At 65.7% G+C, this 16,246-nt stretch carries 15 protein-coding genes; 4 read left to right on the top strand and 11 right to left on the bottom strand.

Annotated features, from left to right (window positions below; all coding sequences use genetic code 11):
• Positions 1-4 precede the first annotated feature (4 nt).
• From M9H71_RS04135 to M9H71_RS04145, 3 genes are all read right to left on the bottom strand, one after another.
• Positions 5-1,030: an ABC transporter substrate-binding protein gene (locus M9H71_RS04135; RefSeq protein WP_455403822.1), complete on the bottom strand. Its 1,026-nt coding sequence runs from the start codon at positions 1,028-1,030 to the stop codon at positions 5-7.
• A gap of 58 nt (positions 1,031-1,088) precedes the next feature.
• The gene (locus tag M9H71_RS04140; RefSeq protein WP_455403823.1) at positions 1,089-1,883 is read right to left on the bottom strand and encodes an ABC transporter permease; all 795 of its coding nucleotides are present in this window, start codon (positions 1,881-1,883) and stop codon (positions 1,089-1,091) included.
• Between the two features lie 229 nt (positions 1,884-2,112).
• Positions 2,113-2,919: an ABC transporter ATP-binding protein gene (locus M9H71_RS04145; RefSeq protein ID WP_455403824.1), complete on the bottom strand. Its 807-nt coding sequence runs from the start codon at positions 2,917-2,919 to the stop codon at positions 2,113-2,115.
• Between the two features lie 100 nt (positions 2,920-3,019).
• Here M9H71_RS04145 and M9H71_RS04150 point away from each other — a divergent pair, with 100 nt between their 5' ends.
• Complete coding sequence (locus M9H71_RS04150; RefSeq protein WP_455403825.1) at positions 3,020-3,814, top strand: ATP-binding cassette domain-containing protein; 795 nt, start codon at positions 3,020-3,022, stop codon at positions 3,812-3,814.
• On the top strand, positions 3,811-5,358 hold the full coding sequence (locus M9H71_RS04155) for an ABC transporter permease/substrate-binding protein (RefSeq protein WP_455403826.1): 1,548 nt from the start codon (positions 3,811-3,813) through the stop codon (positions 5,356-5,358). The genes M9H71_RS04150 and M9H71_RS04155 overlap by 4 nt, the downstream gene beginning before the upstream one ends.
• A 22-nt stretch (positions 5,359-5,380) precedes the next feature.
• Here the strand turns inward: M9H71_RS04155 and M9H71_RS04160 are convergent, their stop codons facing one another.
• The 5 genes from M9H71_RS04160 to M9H71_RS04180 form a co-directional block, all read right to left on the bottom strand.
• Positions 5,381-6,232 (bottom strand): SDR family oxidoreductase, encoded by an 852-nt coding sequence (locus tag M9H71_RS04160; protein ID WP_455403827.1) that lies wholly within the window; start codon positions 6,230-6,232, stop codon positions 5,381-5,383.
• Between the two features lie 203 nt (positions 6,233-6,435).
• Positions 6,436-7,668 (bottom strand): ABC transporter substrate-binding protein, encoded by a 1,233-nt coding sequence (locus M9H71_RS04165; protein ID WP_455403828.1) that lies wholly within the window; start codon positions 7,666-7,668, stop codon positions 6,436-6,438.
• 81 nt (positions 7,669-7,749) lie between these two features.
• Positions 7,750-8,499: a FadR/GntR family transcriptional regulator gene (locus M9H71_RS04170; protein WP_455403829.1), complete on the bottom strand. Its 750-nt coding sequence runs from the start codon at positions 8,497-8,499 to the stop codon at positions 7,750-7,752.
• A 291-nt stretch (positions 8,500-8,790) separates the two neighbouring features.
• Positions 8,791-9,810, bottom strand: coding sequence for a ketol-acid reductoisomerase (gene ilvC / locus M9H71_RS04175; RefSeq protein WP_110785263.1), 1,020 nt, complete (start codon positions 9,808-9,810; stop codon positions 8,791-8,793).
• Between the two features lie 194 nt (positions 9,811-10,004).
• The gene (locus M9H71_RS04180) at positions 10,005-10,880 is read right to left on the bottom strand and encodes an EamA family transporter (protein WP_455403830.1); all 876 of its coding nucleotides are present in this window, start codon (positions 10,878-10,880) and stop codon (positions 10,005-10,007) included.
• 209 nt (positions 10,881-11,089) lie between these two features.
• Between M9H71_RS04180 and M9H71_RS04185 the strand changes: the two genes are divergently transcribed.
• Positions 11,090-11,488 carry a host attachment family protein gene (locus tag M9H71_RS04185; protein WP_455403961.1) on the top strand — a complete coding sequence of 133 codons (399 nt, stop codon included), beginning with the start codon at positions 11,090-11,092 and terminating at the stop codon, positions 11,486-11,488.
• Between the two features lie 3 nt (positions 11,489-11,491).
• Here the strand turns inward: M9H71_RS04185 and ilvN are convergent, their stop codons facing one another.
• The 3 genes from ilvN to miaA all read right to left on the bottom strand — a co-directional run bounded on the left by ilvN (position 11,492) and on the right by miaA (position 15,346).
• Positions 11,492-12,034 carry an acetolactate synthase small subunit gene (ilvN, locus tag M9H71_RS04190; protein WP_107343983.1) on the bottom strand — a complete coding sequence of 181 codons (543 nt, stop codon included), beginning with the start codon at positions 12,032-12,034 and terminating at the stop codon, positions 11,492-11,494.
• Between the two features lie 215 nt (positions 12,035-12,249).
• Positions 12,250-14,028 carry an acetolactate synthase 3 large subunit gene (locus M9H71_RS04195; protein WP_455403831.1) on the bottom strand — a complete coding sequence of 593 codons (1,779 nt, stop codon included), beginning with the start codon at positions 14,026-14,028 and terminating at the stop codon, positions 12,250-12,252.
• A gap of 367 nt (positions 14,029-14,395) precedes the next feature.
• Positions 14,396-15,346, bottom strand: a complete 951-nt coding sequence (gene miaA / locus M9H71_RS04200) for a tRNA (adenosine(37)-N6)-dimethylallyltransferase MiaA (RefSeq protein ID WP_455403962.1) — start codon at positions 15,344-15,346, stop codon at positions 14,396-14,398.
• Between miaA and serB the strand changes: the two genes are divergently transcribed.
• Positions 15,345-16,238 (top strand): phosphoserine phosphatase SerB, encoded by an 894-nt coding sequence (serB, locus tag M9H71_RS04205; RefSeq protein ID WP_455403832.1) that lies wholly within the window; start codon positions 15,345-15,347, stop codon positions 16,236-16,238. The two genes, miaA and serB, sit on opposite strands and share 2 nt — an antisense overlap.
• Positions 16,239-16,246 lie beyond the last annotated feature (8 nt).

A 16,246-nucleotide genomic window follows, 5' to 3' on the forward strand; every position in this document is an offset into this window, starting at 1 on the left:
ACCTTCATTTCGAGCCAGCAGAGCCCTTCGCCGCCTGCTCGGCAAAGGCGTTGGTGTAGGTCTTGGTGACGTCGATCTTCGCCTTCGCTACATCCGGCGAACTGGCGCTGAACACCGCCAGTACGGCGTCCGCGCCCTTCGGGTCCATCAGGCCGGTGGTCGAATACATCGGGATCGTGTTCTTCAGCGCGGCGACGTACTGGGCCTTATCCTTGCCGACGATGTTGGCCGGCATCTTGTCGGCGATCTCTTCGGCCGAATGCGCGTGGATCCAATTCAGAGTCGCCAGGATCGCATTGGTCAGGCTCTGTGCTTCCTTCGGATGCGCCTTGATCCACGCCGTGGTCGCATACAGCGCGCCACCCGGATAGTCGCCGCCGAACACTTCTCGGGTGTCGTGCTCGGTGCGGGTGTCGCTGAGGATGCGCAGATCGGCGTGTGCAGCCTGCAGGATCGTGACTGCCGGATCGAGCATCACTGCGGCATCGATCTGGCCCTGCTGCATGGCCGCCACCGCGGTGGCACCGAGGCCGACGCCGATCACCGAAACGTTGTTCGGGTCGACGCCGTTCTTCTTGAGCAGGTACTTCAGGAAAAAGTCGGTCGACGAGCCCGGCGCGCTGACCCCGACTTTCTTGCCGGCGAGGTCCTTGACCGATTTGATCTCTGCGGTGTGGTTCGGCGACACCACCAGCACCAGACCGGGATAGCGGTCGTAGACCACGAAGGACTGCATCTCCTGCTTCTTGGCGGCGAGATTGACGGTGTGGTCGAAATAGCCAGAGACGACGTCGGCGCTGCCGCCGAGCACGGCCTTCAGCGCATCCGAGCCGCCCTTGAGATCGACCAGTTCAACGCTGAGCCCGGCCTTGTCGTACTCGCCGAGTTGCTTGGCCAGCACGGTCGGCAGATAGCACAGGCAGGCGCCGCCGCCGATCGCGATCGTCACCTTGCTCTGCGCCTGCGCAGTCCCGGCGGTGAGCAGGATTGCGGCGAGCGCGGCGATGACGTGTCGAAAGCCGACCTTCATGGTGTTGGTCCCCCCCAGACGAAACGGTAAGAACCATATGCCAAAGCCGCGCCCTGCTCTAGTCCGCCTGCGGCCCGCCGCTCGGCTGCGGCCGCCATACCAACAGGCGCCGCTCCACCAGGCTGACCGCCAGGTCGATCAGGATGACGAATACCGACAGCACGAACATCCCGGCGAACACGCCGGCCACATCGAAGGTGCCCTCGGCCTGCTGGATCAAATAGCCGAGCCCGGCGGCGGCGCCGAGATATTCACCGACCACCGCACCGACCACCGCAAAACCGATCGCCGTGTGCAGCGAGGAGAACATCCACGACAGAGCCGACGGCCAGAACACGTGGCGCATCATCTGACGCTCGCTCATACCGAGCATCCGGGCGTTGTCGACCAGCGTCGAACTGGTCTCCTTGACGCCCTGATAGACGTTGAAGAACACGACGAAGAACACCAGCGTCACGCCGAGCGCGACCTTGGACCAGATCCCGAGCCCGAGCCACAGCGTGAAGATCGGCGCCAGCACTACGCGCGGCAGCGCGTTGACCATCTTCACATAGGGATCGAACACCGCCGCCACCCGCGGCTGCCGAGCGAACCAGAACCCAACCAGCACGCCCGCGACCGAGCCGATCACGAAGGCGAGCAGCGATTCCCACAGCGTGATCAGCAGATGCTTCCAGATCATTCCGGAGGCGAACCAGGCGAACACCTGCTTGGCCACGTCCACCGGCGTCGAGAAGAAGAACGGCGGCAGCAGCAGCTTGCCGGCGATCGGCACCGTGGTGAGCACCTGCCAAACCGTCAGCGCGACAATCGCGACGAGAAATTGCAGCGTCAGGAGCTTTACGCGAGACATGCCGCAGCCCCTCCAAGTGACCAGGTAGCACCGAAGCGAGGCGCCCTCTTCTCCCCTCCCCCTTGCGGGGAGGGGTCGGGGGTGGGGGGCCACAGCGGGAGCCTATCCTTGGAGCTTCGCCGAACCGAGGCGCTATCCGCGTGGCGCCCCCACCCCAACCCTCCCCAGCAAGCGGGAGAGGGAGCGCGCTGTGCGTGGTGCGAGTCAGCGGCCTTCAATATCAACGCCATCACGCCACCTGCCCATACGCCTTCATCACCTGCTCGCGCAGCACGGCCCAGATCTCACGGTGGAGCGTGTGGAAGTCGTGGGTCAGGCGGATTTCGAAGATGTCGCGCGGGCGCGGCAGTTCGATCCGCCAATCACCGACGATCCGCGCCGAGGGCCCCGCCGACATGATCACCACCCGGTCGGCGAGCGCAATCGCCTCTTCCAGATCGTGGGTGACGAACAGCACCGCCTTCTTGTGCGCGCTCCACAGCTCGAGCAGCAGATTGCCCATGATCTGCCGCGTCTGCGCGTCGAGCGGGCCGAACGGCTCGTCCATCAGCAGGATCTTCGGATCGCGGATCAGCACCTGGGCGAGACCGACGCGCTTGCGCTGACCGCCCGACAGCATGTGCGGATAACGCTGCGCGAACGCACCGAGCCCGACCGTCTCCAGCCAAACTTGCGCGCGCGCCAGCGCCTCGCTGCGCGGCGTGCCGGCGATCTCCAGACCAATCGCGACGTTGTCGATCGCGGTCTTCCACGGAAACAGCGCATCGGCCTGAAACAGATAACCAGCCTGCGGATTGAGGTCGTCGAGCGGCGCGCCGAAGATCCGCACCGTTCCGGACGCGGGACGCAGCAGCCCGGCGGCGACGTTGAGCAATGTGGATTTGCCGCAGCCGGTCGGCCCAACGATGGCGACGAACTCGCCGTCCGCCACCGTCAGCGTCGCATGCTCCACCGCCGTATAGGTCCGCGCATCGGCGAGCCGAAACGCCACCGTGGCGTCCTGCAGCGCCACTGCCACATTGTCCGTCTGAGTCACGCCCTCTCCCCGCTCGCCTCTTGCCGCGACCATTCAACGCTGCGCGCCGACATGCAAGTGCGGCTTGCGCACCACCGCCTCCGACAGCCATGCTGCGCCCATGACGCGCGCAGCTTCGCCGATGATCGCCTATGAAAGTGTCGCCAAGAGTTTCGGCGGCGGCCGGATCAAGGCGATCGACGGCGTCTCGCTTGCGGTGCAGCGTGGCGAACTGCTGGCCATCGTCGGCGGTTCGGGCTCCGGCAAGACCACACTGCTGCGGCTGACGAATCGGTTGATCGACGCCGATGCCGGCGCGATTGCGATCGACGGCCGCGATATCCAAATCGCCGATCCGATCGCGCTCCGGCGCGGCATCGGCATGGTGTTCCAGAATGGCGGGCTGTTCCCCCACCTCACCGTCGCCGGCAATATCGGCATCACGCCGAAGCTGCTGAACTGGTCGAAGGCGGAGATCGCCGCGCGCGTCGACGAATTGCTCGAGCTGGTGCGGCTCGATCCCGCCCAGCATCGGGGCCGCTTCCCGCACGAGCTTTCTGGCGGCCAGCGCCAGCGCGTCGGCGTCGCCCGCTCGCTCGCGGCTAGACCAGAAATCGTGCTGATGGACGAGCCGTTCGGCGCGCTCGATCCGCTGACCCGCGATGCGCTCGGCGATGACTTTCGCGCCCTGCACGACCGGCTGCAGCTCACCACCGTGCTGATCACCCACGACATCACCGAGGCGCTGCTGCTGGCCGATCGGGTCGCGGTGATGCATCGTGGACGACTGCTGGCGCTCGGCACCGCGAGCGAGCTTGCGGGCAGCCGAGACGCCTACGTCGCCGACTTGCTGCGGACGCCGCGCCGGCAGGCGCAGCGGCTCGGCGCGTTGCTGCCGCGGGACGGCGCGACATGAGCCTGTTCGCCGATCCGCGCTGGCATAACGCGCTCAACAATCTGCCCGACTATCTTGGCGCGCATATCCGTGTCAGCCTCGCGGCGCTCGCGCTCGGGCTGATCGTCAGCCTGCCGCTGGCAATCTTCGCCCGGCATCGCCCAGTGCTCCGCGGCACCCTGCTCGGCTTCGCCGGCATCGTCCAGACCATCCCAGGTCTCGCCCTGCTGGCGCTGTTCTATCCGCTGCTGCTGGCGCTGGCGGCATTGTCGATGAGCGCATTCGGCGTGAGCTTCTCTGCCTTCGGCTTCCTGCCCGCCGTGCTGGCGCTGGCGCTGTATTCGATGCTGCCGGTGCTGCGCAACAGCATCACCGGGCTCGACGGGATCGATCCGGCGCTGATCGAAGCCGCACAAGGCGTGGGCATGACCGAGCGTCAGGTGCTCACGATGGTCGAGCTGCCGCTGGCGATGCCGGTGATCATGGCCGGTATCCGTACTGCGGCAGTGTGGGTGATCGGCACCGCGACGCTGTCGACGCCGATCGGCCAGACCAGCCTCGGCAACTACATCTTCGCCGGCCTGCAGACCCAGAATTGGGTGCTGGTGCTGTTCGGCTGCGCCGCCGCCGCGGCGCTGGCGCTGGTGGTCGATCGGTTGCTGGCGCTGGTCGAAGCCGGTCTGCGTCGCGGCAGCCGTCGGCGCATCGGGCTCGGCGCGGCAGGTGGCGCCGCGATCGTGATCGCGACGTTGATGCCGGGCGGTGCAACACAGGCAACCTATGTGATCGGCGCCAAGACCTTCACCGAGCAATATGTGCTCGCCGCGCTGCTGCAGCAGCGCCTCGATGCCAGTGGCCTTGCAGCGAAGACACGCGCCGGGCTCGGCTCCAGCGTGATCTACGACGCGCTCAGAAGCGGCGACATCGACGCCTATGTGGATTACTCCGGCACGCTATGGGCTAACCAGTTCAAACACCCCGGCATCGCCGCGCGCGATCAGGTGCTCGCCGACCTGAAACAGGATCTCGCCAAAGACGGCGTCACCTTGCTCGGCGAACTCGGCTTCGCCAACGCCTATGCGCTGGTGATGCCGCGCGCCAAGGCCGAGGCGCTGAAGATCCGCTCGATCGCCGACCTTGCCGCGCGCGCGCCGTCAATGACGATCGCCGGCGATTACGAGTTCTTCTCGCGGCCGGAATGGGCCAACTTGCGCAGCGCCTACGGCCTGGCGTTCAAGGCCGAGCGGCAGATGCAGCCGGACTTCATGTACGCCGCGGTCGCCTCCGGCGAAGTCGATCTCATCGCCGGCTACACCTCGGACGGGCTGATCGCGAAATACGACCTCGTCGTGCTCGATGACCCGAAGCAGGCGATCCCACCCTACGACGCGGTGCTGCTGCTCGCCCCGAAGCGCGCGAACGACACTAAACTGCGCACCGCCCTGCAGCCCCTGCTCGGCCGTATCGACATCGAAGCGATGCGCGCCGCAAACCTAAAGGCAGGATCGGGCGAAACGCCGGACGCATCCGCACGGGAGCTCTGGGAGCGCGTGAAGCGGCACTGATCGGTGTAGCCGAGATGACAAACTACGTCTTCGGCTTCAACCCCAGCCGTTTCGCCACGACCTTGTCGATCCAGCGCGGCGGCAGCTTGGTCGAGAGCCAGAACTGCAGCGGTCCCGGAGTGATGACGTCGTGTGCCTTGGGCGACGGCGCGGTGAGCGCGTCATAGACGTGCTGGGCGATCGTCTCCGGCGGCAGACCGCTTTCGTCCATCTGCGGCAGCAGCGCGCGCACCTTCTGCAGCGCCGGGTAGAACGGCGAGTTCGCGAACCGCGACACGTCCTCACGCTCCGCCTTGGCCCAGATCGGCGTCTTGACCGCTCCTGGCATGATCACCGTAACATCGATGCCGAACAGCATCAGTTCGCGCCGCAGCCCGTCCGATAGGCCGTTCAGCGCGTGCTTGGAGGCGGAGTACGCCGCCATCAGTGGATTGCCGAACTTGCCGGCGATCGACGACATCATCACGATCCGTCCCGGCGCGCCGCGCAGCGACCGGTCGGTGCCGAGCAGCGGCGCGAACGCCTGGGTCGCGATGATCGGCCCGATCACATTGACCTCGAACTGGCGGCGGAATTCGTCGGCCGGCAGATCCAGCACCGGGCCCGCCACCGCGATGCCGGCATTGTTGACGAGCCCGGCGAGTGTCTCGCCGTCCAGCGCCGCCCGCACCTCGTCCGCCGCGGCACGGATCGCGGCTTCATCCGTGACATCGAACACCAGTGGCTTGAAGCCGCTGCCGAATTCGATGATCAGCCGCTCGGCATCGCTGTGCTTGCGCACACTGCCGAACACGCGGAATCCCTTCTCCAGCAGCATCCGTGCAATGGCATGGCCGATCCCGCTGGACACGCCGGTGACGACGACAGACTTCATGGCTCGCTCCGTTCGAACGCCCGCATCCTATCACAGCAAAACGGGACCGCGTCACCGCGATCCCGTTGTCGTTCGTGTCGCCAAGGGGCCGAGCCTTCGAGATCAAGCCCAAGCGCTGCGCCACGGGGAAGCGCCCCTCCCCCGGATTGCCGCGCAATCCGACCTCTCCCCGCGCGCGGGGAGAGGTGATTGCCGCCGTGCAATCAATTGCCGGCGACGGCCGCTTCGCCCTTGATGACGTCGCCGAAGCGCTGCCAGCGTTCGCCCTTGAAGCTCATCGTCTGGAACTGATCGATCGGGGCGAAATCGGTCGGCGAGGTGTTGACGGTAACGCCAGGCAGCAGACCGTCGAGCTGGACGCCCTGCATGTTGGCCGCCTGCTTCATCAGGTTCGCGCGGGACAGATCGTCGCCGCACATCCGAAGCACCTGCTCCATGGTCTGCGCGATGCTGTAGCCGGACAGCACCGTGCTTTCCATCGCCTTGCCTTCGGGGATGTATTTCTCGACGAAGGCGTGGAATTTCTTCATGCCGGGATCGTCGTTCCACTGCGGATCGGTCGGGTCCTTGGCGAAGGTCGCGGACACCAGACCCTGCGCGTTCTCGAGGCCGGCCGGCTTCAGCACGGTGCCGAGCGACGACGAAGCGTTGGGCACGATGTGCAGCGGCTTCCAGCCGAGTTCGGCGACCTTCTTGATCGACTGAGCGGCGAACTTGCCGGTGGCGAACGAGAACAGCGTGTCGGCGCCGGACGCCTTCAGCTTGACGATCTGCGAGTCGATGGTCGGCTCGGCGACTTCGTAGCTGGCCTCGGCGACGAGCATCGATGCGGCCTTGTCACCCAGCCCTTCCTTCAGACCACGGATATAGTCCTTGCCGAAATCATCGTTCTGATAGAGCACGCCGATCTTGGCATCCGGCTTCTCCTTCAGGAGATACTTGGCATAGGCGGTAGCTTCGGCCTGATAGCTCGGCAGCCAGCCCATCGTCCACGGGAACTGCTTCGGGTCGTTCCAGCGTGTGGCGCCGGTGGCGAGGAACAGTTGCGGCGTCTTGCGCGCGTTGAGATATTTCTGGATCGCGACGTTCGAAGCCGTGCCGACATTGCCGAACACCGCGAGCACCTCGTCGCTCTCGACCAGCTTGCGGGTCTGCTCGACCGTCTTCGGCGGCGAGTAGGCGTCGTCGTAGGAGATCACGTTGATCTTGCGGCCGTTGATGCCGCCTTCTTCATTGATCTTCTTGAAATAGGCCGCATAGGTCTTGCCGAGGATGCCATAGGCCGAGGCCGGGCCGCTGTACGGCACAGTGTTGCCGAGCTTGATCTCGGTGTCGCTGGCGCCGGGGCCGTATTTTTTCTGAGCGAGCGCCGGGCCTGTGGCCAGCATCGCGATCGCGGCCGCGAGCGCAGCCACGGATGTCGTCGTCTTACGCATTTTTGATCCTTCTTCTTGCGTTTCCTCGATACGGCAGGCGCCGTGCGAAGCTCTCCCGTTGACCGGGGCTGTTGTGGCGCGTCAGCGACGCGTGTGTTTCAAGTCGTTCGTTTGGGTGGTGGCTGCGCCGCCCTGCTCCGCCAGCGCGCGCACGTCGGCGGCGGCAGTCTCGACGTGGCGACGCACCAACATCGCAGCGGATGTTTCGTCGCGCTCTTCGATCGCGGCGACGAAGGCGCGATGATCCGCGAGCGAACGGTGGCGGATGGCCTCGGACTCGAAATAGCGCTGCCGCCAGCGCCGGCTCATCAGCATCAACGGCGTCAGTGTGCGCACCAGAATGCGGTTCTGGCTGGCGGCGACCAGCGCGAGATGGAATTCAACATCGGCTTCGGCCATATCGCCGCCGGCCTCGATCGTCGCCGCGTAGGATTGCAGAGTCTGGTGGAGCTTGGCGAGATCAGCGTGGGTCCGCCGCTGGCAGGCCAGCCGCAGCGCCTGTTCCTCGCAGATGATCCGCGCCTCGGTGACGTCGCGCGTCACTTGCGGATCGAAGGTGAGCCCGAGATCTGCTTGCAGCACCAGCGCGTCGAGCCCGCCGTCCTCGACGGCGTTGCGCAGATAGATGCCGGATTTTGGCCGACGCTCGGTGATGCGCATCGCATCCAGCACCGCCAGCGCCTCGCGCACCGAGCTGCGCGCGACCCCGAACCGGTCCGACAGTTCCCGTTCCGATGGCAGCCGGTCGCCCTTCGCCAGCCGGTGATGCTGCACGAACTCCAGCGTCTTGCGGACCGTATGCGAGGTCTCGGAATTGAGCGGGGTGGACATATCTGACCCTACCAATCTGGTCAGACCAGATCAAGGCAAGCGACCTGCGGCGGATTGAACCGGCGCCCCAACGAAAACGGGACCGCGTCGCCGCGATCCCGTTTGCATTGGGGGTAGCTGGAAGCCCAGGGCAGAGCACAACGATCTCCCTCGCCCCGCTCTTGCGGGGAGAGGGTTGGGGTGAGGGGCGATGCGAGCACGGAGTCTCGGCTCCGTTGAAGCGTCCCCTCACCCGGATTGCCGCACAATCCGACCTCTCCCCGCAAGAGCGGGGCGAGGTAACTACCAGGCTTAGTTCTTGCTCTTGTCGACCAGAGCGCCCTTCTTGATCCAGGGCATCATGTCGCGGAGTTTCGCGCCGACTTCCTCGATCGGGTGCTGCGCCAGCTTGGCGCGGGTGGCCTTGAACGAGGTCTGGTTGACCTTGTTCTCGAGCATCCAGTTGCGGGTGAAGATGCCGTTCTGGATGTCTTCCAGCACCCGCTTCATCTCCGCCTTGGTCTCGGCGGTGACGATGCGCGGACCGGTGACGTACTCGCCGTACTCCGCGGTGTTGGAGATCGAGTAGTTCATGTTGGCGATGCCGCCTTCATAGATCAGGTCGACGATCAGCTTCACTTCGTGCAGGCACTCGAAATAGGCCATTTCCGGCGCGTAGCCGGCTTCCACCAGCGTCTCGAAGCCGGCCTTGATCAGTTCGACCAGACCGCCGCACAGCACCACCTGCTCGCCGAACAGGTCGGTCTCGCATTCCTCGCGGAACGAAGTCTCGATGATGCCAGCGCGGCCACCGCCGATCGCCGACGCATACGACAGACCGAGGTCGTGGGCGTTGCCCGAAGCGTCCTTGTGGATCGCGATCAGGCACGGCACGCCGCCGCCGCGCTGATACTCGGAACGCACGGTGTGGCCCGGGCCCTTCGGCGCGACCATCAGCACGTCGAGGTCGGCGCGCGGCTCGATCAGGTTGAAGTGCACATTGAGGCCGTGCGCGAACAGCAGCGCCGCACCCTGCTTCATGTTGTCGTGCAGATGCTCGCGATAGATGTCGGCCTGCAGCTCGTCCGGCGTCAGCATCATCATCACGTCGGCCCACTTGGCGGCCTCGGCCACGTCCATCACCTTGAAGCCGGCGTTCTCGGCCTTCTTGGCCGACGCCGAGCCCTTGCGCAGCGCGATAGCGACGTCCTTGACGCCCGAATCCTTCAGGTTCAGCGCGTGGGCATGGCCCTGGCTGCCATAGCCGATGACGGCGACCTTCTTGCCCTTGATCAGGTTCAGATCGGCGTCGCGATCGTAGTAAACTCGCATCCTCGTTCCTCTTTCTCGGCGGCCCGTCCCGCCCGTGCTGGTATGATCGGGCCAAGCCGGCCGACCGTTGAATTGCCGCTGGTTTTTAGGGGTCCGGGTGTCCGGACACAAGCCCGCGGCAGCGAATTGTGGCGGTTAGGACAGCATGGCTGCCGCGATGCGGAAATCCGGGCGCCTTCGACTTTTGACGGCCCTCAGCCCACCTCCGGCAGCGCCGGCCGGGCGCGGCCGAACAGCAGCATGATGGCGAGGCCCGCGACCACGATCAGCATCCCGGCGAGCCGCAGCGGCCCGAACGTCTCCCCGAACACCAGGCTCGACGCCCCCGCCCCGATGAACGGCACCAGCAGCGCAAACGGCACAACCTGGGCGGCGCTGTAGGCATGCAGCAGCCGGCCCCAGATCCAATAGCCGATGGTGGTCGAGCCGATCGACAGCGACAGCATCGCCGCCATCACCCCCGGCGACAGATGCGTCAGTTCGTGCCAGATCGCCGGCCCGCCGTCCGTCACCCAGGCGGCCAGCGCCAGCGGCGGCAGCGACGCCAGGCTGATCCAGGCGAACAGATCGAGCATCGGTACGTTGCGCGCCTGCCTCAGCAGCAGATTGGAAAAGGCGAAGGCGATCGGCGCCGTCATGGTGACGGCGAAGGCCACCAGGGTGAAATCGTAACCAACAGTCAAGCAGATCATCAGCAGGCCGCAGGCTGCGACACCGATTCCGATCAGTTGCACCCGGGTCGGTCGCTCGCCGAGCAGCACCGCCGCAAAGGCGATCGTGAACAACGCCTGGCTCTGTACGATCACCGCGGTCAGCCCCGCCGGCACGCCCTGCGAAATCCCCCAGCTCTGGGTGAGATACTGCCACACCAAGAGCAGGCTGATGCCGATCCACACCGTCCATGCCAGCTTCGGCCGCGGCAGCAGGAGGCAGGGCAATGCGGTGATGGCGAAACGGAGCAGATTCAGCACCGTCGGCGACATCTCGGTCAGCGCGTAGCGCGTGAACACAAAGCCGAGGCCCCAGATCAACGCGACCGTCAGCGCGAGGGCCGTGTCGGCTGGCTTCATTTCGTTTCCGCCCTGCTCGGCCGCGAGGGCCGCGTGCCGTTGACGGTTTCTAGCTGATCGAGGGCCCGCGCGTTAGCCTGCCGAGCGCGGAGCTGTTCCGCGCAACGATGCCGCACCCACGGAACGAAACGCCGGCAGAGCTGGTTGCCTCTCCGAACGGCGATCCGACGACGGCCGCCGTGAACCAACAACGGAGCTTCATTCTCATCATGACACTGATCCCGCACAACGCCCTCGTCGTCGTCGCTGATGGTCGCGGCGCGATTCTGCTGCGCAACACCGGCAATCCGACCGAGGTGACGTTGCGCCACGAACGCAAACTCGAGCCGACCAATCTCGAAGACGACGGCCCGTCGGGCTCGCGCCCCGAGGATCAGACCAAAAGTCAGACCGACGAGGCGACTTTCGCCAAGCAGCTCACCAATACGCTGAACAAGATGAAGCTCGACGGCGAGTTCGATCAGCTCGTGCTGGTCGCCGACCCGCAGACGCTCGGCCAGATGCGGCCGATCCTGCACAAAACCGTCGAGGCCTCGCTGATCCGCTCGCTGGCGAAGGACCTCACCAACCACCCGCTCGATCAGATCGCCGAGGCGATCGCGGCGTAGCGGTCACATTCCCTCGGCGCCGCGGCCTATCGCGGCGACGCCGGTGCGGACGACTTCGACCAGCCCGAGCGGGCGCATCAGTTCGATGAACTGATTGATCTTCGACGAGTTGCCGGTGATCTCGAACACGAAGCTCTCGGTCGAGGCGTCGATCACCCGGGCGCGGAAGGCTTCGGCGAGTCGAAGCGATTCGACGCGATGTTCGCCGACCCCCCGAAGCTTGACCATCGCCAGCTCTCGCTCGATCGAGCGGCCGCTCAGCGTCATGTCGACGACGCGATACACCGGCACCATCCGGTCGAGCTGGTTCTTGATCTGCTGAATCACCATCGGGGTGCCGGTGGTGACGATGGTGATCCGGGACAGGTGCTTCTGCGCCTCGGTCTCCGACACCGTCAGGCTCTCGATGTTGTAGCCGCGGCCCGAGAACAGCCCGATCACCCGGGCCAGAACGCCGGGCTCGTTTTGCACGATCACCGACAGCGTGTGGGTCTCATTCGGATCGTGACGCTCTTCCATGAAGTACGCGGATGCGGGCTGGGTCATTGGTTTGCCTGTGGATCTGTCGTTCGATTGTTTCGATGGCGAGTAGCTAGTTGATGACCGGCCTCGCCCCACTCGCTCACCGTCATCCCCCGCGAAGGCGGGGGATCTAGTATTCCAGGGCCTCGCGTCGCGAGCACTCGCTCTGGAATACTGGGTCGCCCGGTCAAGCCGGGCGATGACGGCCGTGCAAGAGGCGCTGCCTGGTAGCAATCACCTCACACCAGCGCCTTGCCGCCGGCGAAGGCGGCTGCGGTGGCTTCGTCGGTGGCTTCTGCCGGCAGCAGCATTTCGTTGTGAGCCTTGCCCGACGGAATCATCGGGAAGCAGTTTTCCAACGTCGCGACGCGGCAGTCGAACAGCACCGGCTTGTTCACCTTGATCATGTCCTGGATCGCGCCGTCGAGATCCGACGGCTTGAACACCTGCATGCCGACAGCGCCGTAAGCCTCGGCAAGCTTGACGAAGTCGGGCATCGCTTCGGTGTAGGAATGCGACAGCCGGTTGCCGTGCAGGAGCTGCTGCCACTGCCGGACCATGCCCATGTACTGGTTGTTGAGGATGAAGATCTTGATCGGCAGCTCGTACTGCACGGCCGTCGCCATCTCCTGCATCGTCATCTGAACCGAGGCGTCGCCGGCGATGTCGATGACGAGACTGTCGCGATGCGCCACCTGCACGCCGAGCGCCGCCGGCAGGCCGTAGCCCATGGTGCCGAGACCGCCCGAGGTCATCCAGCGCTTCGGCTGTTCAAAGCCGTAGAACTGCGCCGCCCACATCTGATGCTGACCGACCTCGGTCGTGATGTAGGTGTCACGGCCGCGGGTCGCCTCGTACAACCGCTGGATCGCGTATTGCGGCATGATGACGTCGCTGCTCTTCTTGTACGCAAGCGAATTGCGCGCCCGCCAGGTCGCGACCTGCTGCCACCACTGCTTGATGTCGGGCTTCTTGGCCTCGGCCTTGAACACGCCGAGCAGATCCTCGAGCACCGTGGCGACGTCGCCGATGATCGGCACGTCGACGCGGATGTTCTTGTTGATCGACGACGGATCGATGTCGATGTGGATCTTCTTGGCATTCGGCGCGAACGCGTCGGTGCGGCCGGTGATGCGGTCGTCGAACCGCGCGCCGATGCACAGCATGACGTCGCAGCCATGCATCGTCATGTTGGCTTCGTAGGTGCCGTGCATGCCCAGCATGCCGAGCCAGTTCTTGCCCGAGGCCGGATAGGCGCCGAGCCCCATCAGCGTCGAGGTGATCGGGAAGTCGGTGATCTCGACCAGCTCGCGCAGCAGCCGCGACGCCTCGGGACCGGAATTCACCACGCCGCCGCCGGAATAGATCACCGGCCGCTTGGCATTCGCCAGCAGCGCCACCGCCTTGCGGATCTGCGCCGGGTCGCCCTTGGTCTTCGGGACGTAGGAGACGTGAACGTCGGCCTTGCGCGGCGGATGATAGGTGCCGGTGGCAAACTGCACGTCCTTCGGCACGTCGACAACCACCGGGCCCGGACGGCCGGAGGTGGCGACGTAGAACGCTTCGTGCAGCACCTTCGCCAGATCCTCGATCCGGCGCACCAGCCAGTTGTGCTTCGTGCACGGCCGGGTGATGCCGACGGTGTCGCACTCCTGGAAGGCGTCGTTGCCGATCAGATGGGTCGGCACCTGGCCGGTGATGCACACCAGCGGGATCGAATCCATCAACGCGTCAGCGAGCGGCGTCACCATATTGGTGGCGCCCGGCCCCGAGGTCACCAGCACCACGCCCGGCTTGCCGGTCGAACGCGCATAGCCCTCGGCGGCGTGGCCGGCGCCCTGTTCGTGCCGGACCAGGATGTGCTGGACGTCGGACTGCTGGAAGATCTCGTCGTAGATCGGAAGGACCGCGCCGCCCGGATAACCGAAGATGTGCTCGACACCGTGATCCTTCATCGCGCGGACGATCATCGCCGCACCGGTCATCTGGTTCGGATCGTGGCTGTTGCTGTCGCTCATGTTTAGGCTCCGGATGCGCCTCTGGCGCTGACGTTCGGGTGGTTCGGACAAGCTCGATTCAGGAGAACCGTGTTCAGGCAATAAAAAAGGGCCCGTCGAAGGCCCTCAGCGCACCGTCCGTTCGCAGGGTGGAGTCTATCCACCCCCGGCGGTGCGCCTGGGTACGATGACGAGAAGCAGGTCGGAAATTTTGTGTCGCATGTGGCCGGCTCGGCTTCCCAAAGGTTGCGCGCGGACCATACCCCTCAAACCCTGAATGTCAAGGCGGAGAAGACCCGAACGGATCAAACCTTAGCCGGATTCCAGGATGCTCGCGAGCGGTAATAAGAGGCAGATGGGACGCTGCGAGCACCGAGGCGCGCGTGTGTCACTCGCGCGCCGGAATGACCGTGCTCAGGAAGGCACCCGCCTCCTCCGGCCTCACCCAACTGAATTCCGGCAACTGATGCCGAAACCAGGTGAACTGCCGCTTGGCGTAGTGCCGGGTGTCGGCGGCACCGATCGCGGCAGCCTCTTCCAGGGTAATCTCGCCGCGCAGATGCCGGATCAGCGCGGGCACGCCGTGGGCCTTCATCGCCGGCAGCAGCGGATCGAGCCGGCGTTCGGCCAGGGCTGAAACCTCATCCAGTGCGCCGGCCTGCAGCATAGCGTCGAATCGTGCGTCGATCCGGGCGTAGAGCGCCTCCCGCTCCGGCGCCAGAAACACCGCCACGACGTCGTCCGGCGGCAACAGCGGCGGCGAGGCTTGCTTGTGCCAATCGGCGAGAGGTCGACCGGTCGCCAGTACCACCTCTAGCGCCCGCGCGATTCGAGTCCGGTCCGCCGGCGCCAATCGCGCCGCCGCTTCCGGATCGTGGTGCGCCAGTTCGGCATGCAGCGCCTGGACCCCGTCCTGGTCGAGCCGCAGCCGCACAGCGTCGCGGACCTCGGCCGGCACCGGCGGCACAGTGGACAATCCCCTCGTCAGCGCCTTGAAATACAGCCCGCTGCCGCCGACCAGGATCGGCAACCGCCCGGCCGCGCGCGCGTCCGCCAACGCCGCAGCGGCTACCTCGACATATGCGCCGGCCGAAAAATTCACCGCCGCATCCACCGTGCCATACAGCCGATGCGGCGCCAGCGCTTCCTCGTCCGGCGTCGGTCGGGCGGTAATGGTGCGGAGGTCGCGGTAGACCTGCATCGAATCGGTGTTGATGACGACACCGTCGGCCGCCTGTGCCAATCTCAGTGCCAAGGCCGACTTGCCGCTGGCGGTCGGCCCTGCGATAAGCACGGCCGCCGGCCGCCGGCCGTGCCGTTCCGGACCTTCCGCTGTCATGTCGCTCGTCGCCACGCTCATCTGCAATCCGAACAATCCCGCGCTGGATTCGACCGTGATCGAGGGGGCGCGTGCGGTGCTGCCCCAGCCCAATGAAGCAGTCTGGCTGCACGACGAGATCGCCGCCGACATCTTCTTTGCCAGCACCGAGGACCCCCTGGTGCTCGCCGACCGGCTCCGCGCCGCCCGCGGCGACCTGCCGGTCGACGTCGTGGTGCAGCCTGCTGCGACCCGGCGCAAGAAGCTTTTTCTCGCCGACATGGATTCGACCATGATCGGCCAGGAGTGCATCGACGAGCTGGCCGGCTTCGTCGGGCTGAAGGACCATGTTGCTGCGATCACCGAGCGGGCGATGCGCGGCGAGATCGAGTTCGAACCGGCACTGCGCGAGCGCGTCGCGCTGCTCGAGGGCCTGAAGCTCGAGGTGATCGGCCAGGTGCTCGACACCCGGATCACGCTGACGCCGGGCGGCCGGGCCGTAGTCCAGACGATGCGCAAGCACGGCGCCTACACTTGCCTCGTCTCCGGCGGCTTCACCCAGTTCACCCATGTGGTCGCCGAGCGGCTCGGTTTCGCCGAGCATCGCGCCAACGAACTGCTGAGCCGGGATGGCAAGCTGACCGGAACCGTCGCTGAGCCGATCCTGGGCCGCGACGCCAAACTGGCGACGCTGCTCGAATTGCGGGAAGCCGAAGATCTCGACGCGATCGATACGCTGGTGGTCGGCGACGGCGCCAACGATCTCGGCATGATCCAGGCTGCAGGTCTCGGCATTGCCTACCACGCCAAACCGGCGGTCGCCGCTGCCGCTCACGGCCGCATCGACCATGGCGATCTCACGGCGCTGCTGTACGCGCAGGGCTATCGCCGCGACGAATTCGTCGAGGACTGATCCGCCCG

It is taken from the genome of Rhodopseudomonas parapalustris (genome assembly GCF_053772255.1).